The organism is Phaeobacter sp. SYSU ZJ3003 (genome assembly GCF_041300735.1).
Classification (GTDB): Bacteria; Pseudomonadota; Alphaproteobacteria; order Rhodobacterales; family Rhodobacteraceae; genus Phycobacter; species Phycobacter gallaeciensis_A.
In genome coordinates, this window is the sequence record NZ_PXNU01000023.1 from 17,509 (window position 1) to 29,194 (window position 11,686).

13 protein-coding genes are annotated in these 11,686 nt (G+C 61.2%); 8 read left to right on the forward strand and 5 right to left on the reverse strand.

What is annotated here, in order from left to right:
• The first annotated feature begins 3 nt into the window (after window positions 1-3).
• Window positions 4-801, forward strand: coding sequence for an ion transporter (locus C6W91_RS10170; protein ID WP_274836054.1), 798 nt, complete (start codon window positions 4-6; stop codon window positions 799-801).
• Window positions 802-864: 63 nt separating this feature from the next.
• Window positions 865-1,383: a murein L,D-transpeptidase family protein gene (locus C6W91_RS10175; RefSeq protein ID WP_065272064.1), complete on the forward strand. Its 519-nt coding sequence runs from the start codon at window positions 865-867 to the stop codon at window positions 1,381-1,383.
• Between the two features lie 63 nt (window positions 1,384-1,446).
• Here the strand turns inward: C6W91_RS10175 and C6W91_RS10180 are convergent, their stop codons facing one another.
• Window positions 1,447-1,941 (reverse strand): CAP domain-containing protein, encoded by a 495-nt coding sequence (locus C6W91_RS10180; RefSeq protein ID WP_065273655.1) that lies wholly within the window; start codon window positions 1,939-1,941, stop codon window positions 1,447-1,449.
• Window positions 1,942-2,108: 167 nt separating this feature from the next.
• On the opposite strand from C6W91_RS10180, the gene C6W91_RS10185 reads away from it, so the two are divergent.
• A complete protein-coding gene (locus C6W91_RS10185; protein ID WP_065272065.1) occupies window positions 2,109-2,726 on the forward strand; it encodes a L,D-transpeptidase in 618 nt (205 codons plus the stop codon).
• A gap of 138 nt (window positions 2,727-2,864) precedes the next feature.
• On the forward strand, window positions 2,865-3,047 hold the full coding sequence (locus tag C6W91_RS10190) for a hypothetical protein (protein WP_065272066.1): 183 nt from the start codon (window positions 2,865-2,867) through the stop codon (window positions 3,045-3,047).
• A gap of 91 nt (window positions 3,048-3,138) precedes the next feature.
• Here the strand turns inward: C6W91_RS10190 and C6W91_RS10195 are convergent, their stop codons facing one another.
• The 3 genes from C6W91_RS10195 to C6W91_RS10205 form a co-directional block, all read right to left on the reverse strand.
• Window positions 3,139-6,141, reverse strand: coding sequence for an aminotransferase class III-fold pyridoxal phosphate-dependent enzyme (locus tag C6W91_RS10195; protein ID WP_274837873.1), 3,003 nt, complete (start codon window positions 6,139-6,141; stop codon window positions 3,139-3,141).
• A gap of 67 nt (window positions 6,142-6,208) precedes the next feature.
• Window positions 6,209-7,270, reverse strand: a complete 1,062-nt coding sequence (gene hemH, locus C6W91_RS10200; RefSeq protein ID WP_274837874.1) for a ferrochelatase — start codon at window positions 7,268-7,270, stop codon at window positions 6,209-6,211.
• Between the two features lie 125 nt (window positions 7,271-7,395).
• The gene (locus tag C6W91_RS10205) at window positions 7,396-8,226 is read right to left on the reverse strand and encodes an SAM-dependent methyltransferase (RefSeq protein ID WP_274837875.1); all 831 of its coding nucleotides are present in this window, start codon (window positions 8,224-8,226) and stop codon (window positions 7,396-7,398) included.
• 14 nt (window positions 8,227-8,240) lie between these two features.
• Here C6W91_RS10205 and C6W91_RS10210 point away from each other — a divergent pair, with 14 nt between their 5' ends.
• From C6W91_RS10210 to C6W91_RS10225, 4 genes are all read left to right on the forward strand, one after another.
• Window positions 8,241-8,969: a ComF family protein gene (locus C6W91_RS10210; RefSeq protein WP_274837876.1), complete on the forward strand. Its 729-nt coding sequence runs from the start codon at window positions 8,241-8,243 to the stop codon at window positions 8,967-8,969.
• Window positions 8,970-9,055: 86 nt separating this feature from the next.
• Window positions 9,056-9,313, forward strand: a complete 258-nt coding sequence (gene grxC, locus C6W91_RS10215; protein ID WP_370570786.1) for a glutaredoxin 3 — start codon at window positions 9,056-9,058, stop codon at window positions 9,311-9,313.
• 17 nt (window positions 9,314-9,330) lie between these two features.
• Entirely contained in the window at window positions 9,331-10,161 is an 831-nt protein-coding gene (locus tag C6W91_RS10220; RefSeq protein ID WP_370570787.1) for a carbon-nitrogen hydrolase family protein, read from the forward strand.
• A complete protein-coding gene (locus C6W91_RS10225; RefSeq protein ID WP_065272072.1) occupies window positions 10,161-10,598 on the forward strand; it encodes a MarR family winged helix-turn-helix transcriptional regulator in 438 nt (145 codons plus the stop codon). Before C6W91_RS10220 ends, C6W91_RS10225 begins: the two co-directional genes overlap by 1 nt.
• Before the next feature lie 307 nt (window positions 10,599-10,905).
• On the opposite strand, the gene ubiG is transcribed toward C6W91_RS10225, so the two are convergent.
• Complete coding sequence (gene ubiG, locus C6W91_RS10230) at window positions 10,906-11,655, reverse strand: bifunctional 2-polyprenyl-6-hydroxyphenol methylase/3-demethylubiquinol 3-O-methyltransferase UbiG (RefSeq protein WP_274836062.1); 750 nt, start codon at window positions 11,653-11,655, stop codon at window positions 10,906-10,908.
• Between the last annotated feature and the right edge of the window lie 31 nt (window positions 11,656-11,686).

Here is an 11,686-nt window from a genome sequence, read left to right on the forward strand (position 1 = left end):
TTGATGAGCGTGATGCAGACCCTTCGCAAGATCCTGGACAGTCACCGGTTCAGCCGGTTCGTGACGACGGTCATCCTGATCAATGCGGTCACGCTGGGGATGGAGACCTCGGCCGGGATCATGGAGCGGATCGGTCCGATCATCCACTTCATCGACTACCTGTGCCTGTCCATTTTCGTTGCCGAGATTCTGGCCAAGCTTTTGGTGGCGCGGCTGCGGTTCTTTGTCAGCGGCTGGAACGTTTTTGATTTCGTCATCGTCGGTATCGCGCTGGTGCCGGGGGCACAGGGGCTGTCGGTGCTGCGGGCGCTCAGGATCCTGCGGGTTTTGCGGGTCATCTCGGTAGCCCCCCGCCTGCGTCGCGTGGTGGAGGGTTTCATTACCGCGCTGCCGGGGATGGGCTCGGTGTTCCTGCTGATGGCGATCATTTTCTATATTGGCGCGGTGATGGCGACCAAACTGTTCGGTCATAGTTTCCCAGAATGGTTCGGTGATCTTGGCCTCAGCGCCTATTCCCTGTTCCAGATCATGACGCTGGAAAGCTGGTCGATGGGAATCGTGCGCCCGGTGATGGAGGTCTACCCCTATGCCTGGGCCTTCTTCGTGCCGTTTATCATGGTCACGACCTTTGCCGTGGTGAACCTTCTGGTGGGTCTTATTGTGAACTCCATGCAGGATGCCCATTCCGAAGAAGACGACCAGCGCACTGGCGCCTACCGGGACGAGGTTCTGGCGCGGCTGGAGGCCATCGAACGGCGCCTTTCCGACAGCGCGGCGGTGGATCAGCAGACAAAGAAGTGATTTCGAGTTCGGAAATTTTCGGGTATTCTGCGCTCTAGGCAGTCAATAAAAACAGGTTCGAAAATGGACAGGCGGTTATTCGGGCTCGGAGCGGTTTCTTGTGCGATGGTTGCAGGGTGCAGCCAGGCTGAGAGCAAGTTCAAAAGCTATTCAGGCCCCGAGGTGACCTCAATCGTGGTCAACAAGGGCGCGCGTAAAATGTATCTTCTCAACAACGAGGATGTGTTGCGCGAATATGAGGTCGATCTTGGCTTTGCGCCGGACGGGGCCAAGCGTGTCGAAGGCGACGGTAAGACGCCGGAAGGCACCTATCTGATTGACCGTCGCAACCCGAACAGCAGCTTTCACCTGTCGGTGGGCATTTCTTATCCCAACTCGGCGGATGTCGCCCATGCTCAATCCTTGGGGAAAAAGCCGGGTGGAGAGATCTTCATTCACGGAGAGCCGAATGACCACAAGGACCGCAAGCGCGCGGCGCGGGTCAAGGATTGGACAGCAGGCTGTATCGCCGTCAAGAACCACGAGATCGAAGAGGTCTACGCCATGGTTCAGACTGGCACCCTGATTTCCCTGCGCCCCTGAGGGCTTCGAGAATCCGCAGCCTGTCCCGATAGCCTGGGGCAGAGCTGCCCGGTGAGCGGGCTTTTAGTTGCCCATCACCAGCGTCCACCAGATCTTACCGTTGGGTTCCTGGTACCAGGAAAAGCCCATGTTGGTGGCCTTGGGATCCAGAATCACCGCGCGGGTACCGCGGTCTTCCATCCAGGCGGTCAGGGTCTGAAGCTCGTTCTCGTAGGTTTCCGAAATCGCCTCGCCCAGCATGGAGCCGGGGTAGCCAGTGCGGGCGACGCGATCCAGCGGCGAGGACCCGTCTGAGCCGAAGTGCCAGGGACGGTTCTGAACCGACATGTCACGCGAATGGGTGGCGGCAGCGGCGTTCAGCTGGGCATTCAGCTGGACCTGCGGGGCAGAGGCCGCCTGGCGCAGTGCATTAACCGAATCGAGCATACGGATCTGTACTTTGTCGGCATTGCGGATCCTGTAGACTGTTCCGCCGCCCTCACCCGTCTGAGGGACCGGAGTACAGGCCGCAGCAAGGGTAACGAAGGCAGCAGCCAGGATCAGGAAAACACGCGTCATCATGCATCTCGCTCAGTTTCATTGTTCCTGCACTTAGCCTTCCTGAGGCGCAGGTGCAAACCTGCGTCGGCCATTCGGGACCCTTAATCGGCGGTTTGATTTGCGACTGAGGCTTAAGAGCCATAATATACCGCCAGTATTTTGATGTTTACCTGCAGGGAAAGACCATGACCCACAGTCTGTTTGATAAACCGTCCCGGCGCCAATTTCTGGCAGGGTCGGCGGCGCTGCTGTCCTCTCCGGCCCTCGCCGAAGGTGTCGCGCAGGACGAGGATGTTGCCTATGATCCCCTGCGCCCGCCGCCAGAGCCGGAACCGCCGGTCAAACGCAATATCTCGGCCTTCCGCGCCAAAAACTGGAGGCCCTATTTCGATAATCTGCGCAAAGGAGCGATTCTCGTCGATATCGACAGCCGGGCGCTGCATTACTGGTCAGAGGATGAATCGGTCTACAAATTGTTCCCCTCTTCGGTGCCCTTGTCCGACGATCTGACCCGCCGGGGTCGGACTTCGGTCATCCGCAAGGTTGATGGCCCCAGCTGGTCGCCGACGCCGAACATGCTGAAACGGAACCCTGAATGGCCAAAATACATCCCGCCAGGACCGGATAACCCATTGGGATCACATGCTTTGTATCTCAGTTGGAAGTTCTACCGCATCCATGGGACCCACGATACGCGCAAAATTGGGCGGAAATCGTCGAACGGCTGCATCGGGCTTTATAACGAGCACATCGCGCAGCTGTTTCAGCTGACCAAGGTGGGCACGCAAGTGTTGCTAATTTGACGACATTGCCGCACGCGCAAGGCTGCCCTTTTAAACAAGCATTTGCATTCCCGAGGGTTACTTGGTTAGAAAAAAATACGAGATAAGTCTTGGGTGCGTAGGCCATTGTTGTGTCCGACGCGAATTCTGGAGGTTAACATGAAAAAACTCGTTATCGCAGCTGCTCTGACTGCCGCCGCTTCCACCGCTTCTGCCGGCAACCTGGCAGAGCCCGTTATCGAAGCACCGGTAATCGTTGAGCAGGCCGAAAGCTCGTCTTCCGGCATCCTGCTGCCGCTGCTGCTGCTGGTCCTGGTTGGCGCAGCTGTCGCAAGCAACTAATTGCTTCTTGCAAGATTTAAAAAGGCGGTGGTTTTCCACCGCCTTTTTTATTGCCTGCTGGCCGGAAACAGAGTGTCCGGTGGGGCCGCCCTCAGAGGGTGGCGACCTCATCCAGAATAAGATCCAGCGTCTGCACGATCATCTCCACGTCATCGCTGTCGATGGTCAGCGGCGGACGAATCTTCAGGATGTTATCCTTGGGTCCTTCGCTGCCGATCAGGATTCGGTGATCGCGCATGCGGTTCTTGACGTATGAACAGATCCCGGTCGCCTCGCTGCCATCTGCGTTGATCAGCTCCAGCCCCAGAAACAGCCCCATGCCGCGCACATCACCGACGCAGGCATGTTTCGCCTCAAGCTGCCGCAGTCCTGCCATCAGCTGGTCGCCCATGGCCTTGGCGTTCTGTTGCAGCCCTTCGTCATCGACGATGTCCAGCACCTCCTTGCCGATGCGGCAGGACAGGGTCGAGCCGCCGAAGGTCGAGAAGAACTCCGGCCCCTTGGCGAAACTGTCGGCAATGGCGCGGGTGGTGACAAGAACACCCAGCGGGTGGCCGTTACCGATGGGCTTGCCCATCACCACGATATCGGGCAGCGCGCCCTGGTGTTCAAAGCCGAAGTAATAGTCCCCGAGCCGTCCCAGACCGGTCTGCACTTCGTCGGCGATGCAGATGCCCCCGGCGGCGCGGACCTTTTCATAGACCGCCGGCAGGTACCCCTTGGGCGGGATGATCTGCCCGCCGACCGAGGGGAAGGTTTCGGCGATAAACCCGGCCAGCCCGTGTCCCTTGTCCTTCAGCTTGGCAATCGCAGGATCGACGAGGTCCGCGAATTTCTGCGCTCGGTTCGCATCGTCGCGTTTGAAGCTGCCGCGATAGTCGTCCGCGACCTCGACCAGTTCCACCCAGTCCGATTGGCCAACGCCGCCCTTGGCGTTGAATTTGTAGGCGGAGATGTCGATCACGCCGGTGGTGTTGCCGTGATAGCCGTGGTCTGGCGTCACCATGCCCTTGGCGCCGGTATGGGCGCGGGCCAGCCGCAGGGCCAGCTCGTTCGCCTCGGTGCCGGAGTTGACGAAGAAACAGACCTCGAACGGGGCTGGCAGTTTCGACAGCACCTTCTCGGCAAAGGCGACCTGCGCAGGGTGCAGGTAGCGTGTGTTGGAGTTCATCCGCTTCAGCTGATCCGCCGCCACCGCCTGAATGCGCGGATGGGCGTGGCCCACGTGAGGCACGTTGTTATAGGCATCGAGATAGGGCCTGCCCCATTCATCGAACAGGTGGTGTTTCCAGCCCCGCAGCAGCATCACCGGATCGGAGTAGGTGAGGCTGAGATTGCCGCCGAAATGCGCGCGGCGCGCTTGCAAGATCTCGCCCTTGTCGGTGGGCTGATAGCAGGTCTTGTCATCGGGCAGATTCATCAGCGCCGCCGGGTTGGGGCAGATCGCGTGCCACAGGTACATCTCGTCCGGGTCACCGACACCGGGCCAGTCCGCCTCGATCCCGTCGGTGGTCATCGCCAGCTGGAAATGCACATGCGGTGCCCAACCGCCGTTCTGTGTGGGATCGCCCAGGCGGCAGAAGGCTTCGCCCCGCGCCACGGTGTCGCCGGGTTTCAGGCGGTCGCAGCATTCCGGATCCAGATGGCCGTAAAGTGTGTAGAAGGTGTCTCCCGCCGGTGTCTCATGGCGCAGAATGATGGTGCCGCCATAGTCCAGATGATGCGCCCGGTTCTCGACGATAAAGACCTCGCCCGCCAGCGGCGCATATAGGGGGGCACCCGCAGGGGCAAAGCCATCCACGCCCAGATGCACGGTGCGCCGGTTGCTGGCCTTCCAGCGCCCCTTGCGAAAGGCGGGCGCGGTGTAGATCAGCCGCGGTTCGTTGTAATAGCCCAGCCAGATGCCGGTGCCGTATTCCTCGCCGACGCGGGCGGCTTCTTCCAGCGGCATATCGAACGGGTTCTGCGGCCAGGTGGCGTTTTCGACCGAGAGCGACCCCATCGGCACGTCGCTCAGATCCGCGCCCATCAGGGGAGCGAAATTGCCGCGTTCTGCATTTAGCCACGTCAGCACCCGATCGGCGCCTTCGACCACCGGCAGGCCGCAGGCGGCGCGCAGGCGGGCGTTCACCAGCTTGGCGTTCAGGTCAAAGCCTTCGAGGAACCGCCAAGCAGGCGCCTGCGAGATGGTCACGTAAGGATCATCGGGGTTCTCTGCGGCCATCAAGGTGGAGTTCACCACTGAGACCGCAAGCCGCGCCCGCAGCAGCGGCCAGATCATGTCCACCTCGCCCGGGTTCAGCGGACAGGCGGAATGATAGCCCGCCACCAGCGCGGCCAGCGCGGCCTCGGGGTCGGGATGGTCCAGAACGATATAGGCGGCCGCGATCGCCAGATCGCAGACGCGCGGCGCGTTGCACATATCGCCAAGGTCGATGAGGCCGGATACCCGGCGCGGTTCGCTGAGTTCTCCCGATACGATGATATTGTAATCATTGGCATCATTGTGGATTGCCTGCTGTGGCAGCTTGACAAGGTCGGGTGCCAGTTCGGCAAAGGCGCCATGAATATCGGTCAGTAGGGCCCTGCGGGCCGGATCGGCAATGCAATCCAGATCATCGGCAATCCACCTGGCCTGCATTAGGTTCCATTTGAAATCCCGCTCAAGGCCCGGATGCTGAAAATCCGCCAGCGCCGCGTCAGTCTGGCCGAGCACCGCGCCAACCTCGTGGATCAGGCTGTCGGATTTCGGTGCGGCCTTGGCGTAGCAGCGGCCGGGCAGTTGGTTGATGACCCAGACCAGCCGTTCAGCGCCGGTTTCATCGGCAATCGCGCACATTGCGGCGCCGTTTCTGGCCCGAATCACGCGCGGGCAGGGCAGATCCGGCGCCGCCCTGGCTATATGGTCGAGGGCCTGCACCTGCATATCGACCAGATCCTGCGCGCAGCCGGGGCGCATCGCCTTGACGATATAGCCGGAGCCATCCGCCGCCAGCGCCAGAAAGTTAAGATCGTATTCGCCATCAAGGCGGGTTAGCTCCGCCTCGATCCCCCAATGTGCCGCAAATGCGGCCGCCCAATGCGCCTGTGTCATAAACCCCCCCGATCCGCCGCTTCGGCGGCAACCCAATATTGGATCCTATTTGAACCGGGGTGCGGCGTTAGTCCACCCAGCCTTTCAAATTCTGTTCGATGACACCGGCCAGTGCTGCGATGTGATCGTCATCATCGTTGAGGCAGGGGATATAGAGGAAGTCCTCGCCCCCCGCCTCTTCAAAGCTTTCCTTGATCTCTTCGTTGATCTCTTCGAGCGTTTCGATGCAGTCGGCAGAAAAGGCCGGGGCGATCACGGCGATGTTCTTTTTGCCTTCCTTGGCCAGCGTGGCGACGTGGTCGACGGTATAGGGTTTCAACCATTCCTCGGGGCCAAAGACCGACTGGAAGGTCGTCGTGATCTCGGTGTCTTCCCAGCCAAGGCGCTCTTTCAGAAGGCGCGTCGTTTTCTGGCACTGGCAGTGGTAGGGATCGCCCTGCATCAGATAGCGTTTCGGCATGCCGTGGTAGGATACGACCAGAATATCAGGGCGACTCGACGCCTTGGCATAGGCCTCTTCGACGGAACGCGCCAGCGCATCGATATAGGCGGGTTCGTCGAAATAGGCAGGAATGGTGCGGGCGGCAGGTTGCCAGGTTTCTTCCATCAGGGCACGGAAGAACTGGTCATTCGCGGTGCCCGATGTGGCGCCGGCATATTGCGGATAGAGCGGCACGAACAGGATCTTCTGGCAGCCCGCCTTGACCATTTCGCGGACCTTGGACTTGGTCGACGGGTTGCCATAGCGCATGCAGAAATCGACCATGACCTGATCGCCATACCGGTCGGACATCACCTTTGCCATCTTGGCGGTCTGGTCCTTGGTGATGGTCATCAGCGGGCTTTCGCCCTTGTCGTGGTTCCAGATGGATTTATAGGCCTCGCCCGAACTGAACGGACGTTTGGTCAGGATGATCAGCTGCAACAGCGGCTGCCATTTCCACGACGGGTAGTCGATCACCCGCTTGTCCGACAGGAATTCGCTCAGATAGCGGCGCATGGGCCAGTAGCTATAGTCATCCGGGGTGCCGAGGTTCGCAAGCAGAATGCCCACCTTTTCCGGCTGCACCTTGGGGTGGTCGGCAGGAGCGTGAACAGGGCATTTTGCAGTTGAGGTCGAATCCAGCATTGATGTGTCCTGTGCGGTTGGGGCTTTGTGTTTCGGCGCAATAGTAATGGCATACGCGGTCAAAGACCAATCGGATCAAATTTGTGCAGCCATCGCGTTTGCCTATTGTCCGAAGTGGCGCGGGCCTAGTCGGGCAGCTTGGTTTCCGGCACTTTCAGGGCATCCGCCAGCCGCATCTGGGCCGAGCCGGGGCGCAGCGGTTTCTGCTGGCTTTCGGAGGGGGACCAGCCGGTCAGGCAGATGAGTTCGAAACTGGCGGGCAGGCGGCCGGTCTCGGTCTCGAAGTGCTGGCGATAGATCTCTTCGGCACGGTGGAACAGGCGTCGCGGGACCGGGCGTTTCAGGCGGGATGTCAGGGCGTTGGTCTCTCCCATGGCCCGCAATTCGCGCATCAGATGCATCAGGTCGCGGTATTCCGCCGTCAGCGGCACCACATCGGCCACCGGCAGGGCGAACCCGGCCCGTTGCAGCAAGGCGCCCAGATCGCGGACCTCGCCCATCGGGGCGATGCGCGGAGATAGCCCGCCCAGTACCTCGGTTTCTGCTCCGGCCAGCGCCACGCGCAGCTCCTGCAATGTCTGCCCGCCCAGCATCACCGCCAGCAGCAGCCCGTCTTCCTTCAGGGCGCGGCGGCACTGGATCAGCTGGCCAACCGGATCATTGGCCCAGTGCAGGCCCATCGCATGGATCACCACGTCATGGGCGCCGGGCTGCAGATCCAGAACATCCTCGTCCGCCACGCAGGTCGCACCGCCAAGGGCACCGTCCCAAATCTCCGCAAAAGGAGACACCACCGCAGGGGCGGTAAAGGTTCTGTTAACCATGCTGAGGCGATCTTCGACCTCGTCCCGTGCCATCTGGTGCAGGAACAGGGCCTCTTGCTGCCGCCGGGCCCGATGCGCTGCCAAAGCCTGCCTGTCAAACAGCTGTGGCTGGTGTTGTGTGTTTTGCGTCATGGGGGGCTACTTAAATGCTGTTGGCGCAGTTTCAAACCGCTGTTTCACTGATCTATCCGCCGCGCTGTCTGGGCTGCGGTGGGCTGGTCGGGCAGGACGCGGGCCTGTGCGGTCCCTGCTGGCGCGAGACGGAGTTCATTTCCGGCACGGTTTGCGAAGGCTGCGGGGTGCCCCTGCCCGGGGAGAGCGACGGATTTCGCATCGAATGCGATGATTGCATGGCGACGCCCCGCCCGTGGAGCCAGGGCCGTGCCGCGCTTGTCTATGGCGGTAAGGCGCGCGAGCTGGTGCTGGCGCTGAAACATGGGGACCGGCTTGATATTGCTCCTCCGGCGGCGGCCTGGATGGCGCGGGTGGCGGAACCTTTGCTGCAGGATAGTCCGCTGGTCTGCCCGGTGCCCCTGCATTGGAGCCGACTTCTGAAACGCCGTTACAATCAGTCCGCCGTGCTGGCCAGGGCGTTGGCACGCCGCGCTGGGCTGCAATATTGCCCCGATCTGCTGCGCCGCCACCGCAGAACACCGTCATTGGACGGGCGGTCGCGGAGCGAACGGTTCCGGCTGTTGGGTGATGTGATCGGGGTGCCGCCGCGCAAGGCGCCTGCCCTGAGCGGTCGCAACGTCTTGTTGGTGGATGATGTTATGACCTCCGGGGCGACCCTGTCGGCCTGCGCCGATGCCTGCCTGCGCGCTGGTGCGGAAGAGGTGCGGATCGTCGTTCTGGCCCGCGTCACGCATGCGTGACCGCTTTGCCGGGGCCTCTGGCAAAGATTGCATTGCGGCCCCATATCCCTCACAAACGCAAAAACCCGAATATATTGGAGACCTGCATGAAACCGGTGGAAATCTACACCTCGCATCTGTGCGGCTTTTGCCACGCCGCAAAACGGCTTTTGAACCAGAAGGGTGTGACCTTTTCCGAGGTCGACGTTATGATGAACCCGAAACGCAAACCTGAAATGATCCAGCGCGCGAACGGGGGCCGCACGGTGCCGCAGATTTTTATCGGCGACACGCATGTGGGCGGTTGTGATGAGCTTTACGCGCTTGAACAGGCCGGCAAACTGGATCAGTTGCTGTCCGCCTGAAACCGGAGACCCACCTGATGCGCGCAGCCCTGTTGCAGATGACCTCAAGCGATGATCCAGCCGAGAATCTGGACAGCGTGCGCGCCATGATGGCCACAGCGGTGGCCGAGGGCGCCGGTTTCGTGCTGACGCCCGAGGTCACCAATTGCCTTTCGACCAGCCGCGCGCATCAGAAAGCCGTCCTGCATCACGAAGAAGACGATCCGACCCTGGCTGCCCTGCGCGACGAGGCCGCGAAACTGGGCGTCTGGATGGTGCTCGGCTCGCTCGGCATCAAGACCCACGATGCGGATGGGCGCTTTACCAATCGCCAGTTCCTGATCGGCCCCGATGGCGGGATCGTCGCCCGCTATGACAAGATCCACATGTTCGATGTGGAGGTCACGCCTGAGGAAACCTACCGCGAATCGGATGGCTATCGCCCCGGCACCCGCGCGGTGCTGGCAGAGACTCCCTTTGCCAGGATCGGCATGACCATCTGCTATGACGTGCGCTTTCCTCATCTGCACCGGACGCTGGCGCAGGCCGGGGCGCAGGTGTTGACGGTTCCGGCGGCCTTTTCCCACGTGACTGGCGCCGCCCATTGGCACACGCTGCTGCAGGCCCGCGCGATCGAAACCGGCTGCTACGTGCTGGCGCCTGCCCAGACTGGGACCCATCCAGCCAGCCGGGGCGCATCGCGCCGCACATTCGGGCATTCGCTGGTTGTGGCGCCCTGGGGAGAGATTCTGGCGGACGCCGGGACCGATCCCGGGGTTGTCTGCGTTGATCTTGATATGGAAAAAGTGGCAGAAGCACGCAAACGTGTTCCTGCGCTGACCCATGATCGAGAGTTCGACGGACCCTGATGGAAGAATCACATTCTCTGGCCGTTTCGCTGTTCAGTGAAATCCTGATGGCCGACCAGCTGGCGCGCTCGCGGCTGGGCAAGGCCCTGCCCAAGGGAATGGAACTGTCGCATTTTTCGGTTCTGAACCATCTGGCACGGGCCGGGCTGGAACGCTCTCCGGCGCAGCTGGCGAAGGCGTTTCACGTTACCCGCGGTGCCATGACCAATACGCTGAACAAGCTGGAGATGGCGGGTTATGTGCATATCCGCCCCGACTGGGATGATGCCCGACGCAAGATGGTGGCGATCAGCCCCGCAGGCAGGCAGGCGCGCGATGCGGCGCTGGCCAGTATCGTGCCGGTAATCTCCGAAGTGGTGGATGAGCTGGGCGGCGACCGGGTGCGCGCCGCACTTCCGATCCTGCGGGAGTTGCGCAGCAAGCTGGAAGACGACTAAGCGCCGCCCGGCGCGGCCTCCATGCCCTTGCGTTTGCCTGTGCCCCAAAAAGAAAGGGATGCCGTGTAACGGGCATCCCTTTCTCAATTTCCCATCTGGCCGCGTGAGTGGTGGCAGCGATCATTTCGCATTGTGCCGATAGGCCATCGGGTACAGCATTCACTCTGTTAAGGGCCAAGGCCCGGTATCGGTCAGACTAAAACCCAACCGATCGGACGGTTTTATACTAAATCGAGTCAAACGCCAAGTACGCAGAGGGATTAGGTCTCCTATACGAAAGGATAGGAGGCGGTTATCCGCCACCTTGTTACGCGGCGGGTTTGGTGCTGGCCGTGACGTAGTTGACCGAAAGATCGCGCGGAGAAATCGACCAGCCCCAGGTCACCGGGTTGAACACGAACCCCTTACGGTCGACTGGCTCCAGCCCCGCCTTGCGCAGCAGCTCGAACAGCTCGTCCGGGGTGATGAATTTATTCCATTCATGGGTGCCGCGCGGCAGCCAGCGCATCACCACCTCGGCGCCAAAGATGGCCATGACATAGCTTTTGGGATTGCGGTTGATGGTGGAACAGATCTGCAAGCCGCCCGGTTTCAGCAACTCCCGCGTTGCGGTCAGATAGCTCAGCGGATCGGCCACATGTTCAACCACCTCCATGTTGAGAACCACGTCGAACTGTTCACCGGCTTCGGCCAGGGCCTCGGCAGTGGTGTGGCGGTAATCGATGGTAAGGCCGGATTGTTCCGCATGAATCCGCGCCACCGGCAGGTTCCCGGCGGCAGCATCGGCCCCCACGACCTCGGCGCCAAGGCGCGCCATCGGTTCCGACAACAGCCCGCCGCCGCAGCCAATGTCGAGAAGGCGCAGGCCCCTGAATGGCTCCGGCTGCGTCAGATCACGGCCGAATTCCCCGGCGATCTGCTGGGTGATGTAATCAAGCCGACAGGGATTCAGCATATGCAACGGCTTGAACTTGCCGTTGGGATCCCACCACTCCGCGGCCATTGCTTCGAATTTGGCGATCTCGGACGGGTCTACCGTGGACTGAGGCGCTTGCATTCCTGTCTCCGTGTGTTCTTTTGTGTCTAAC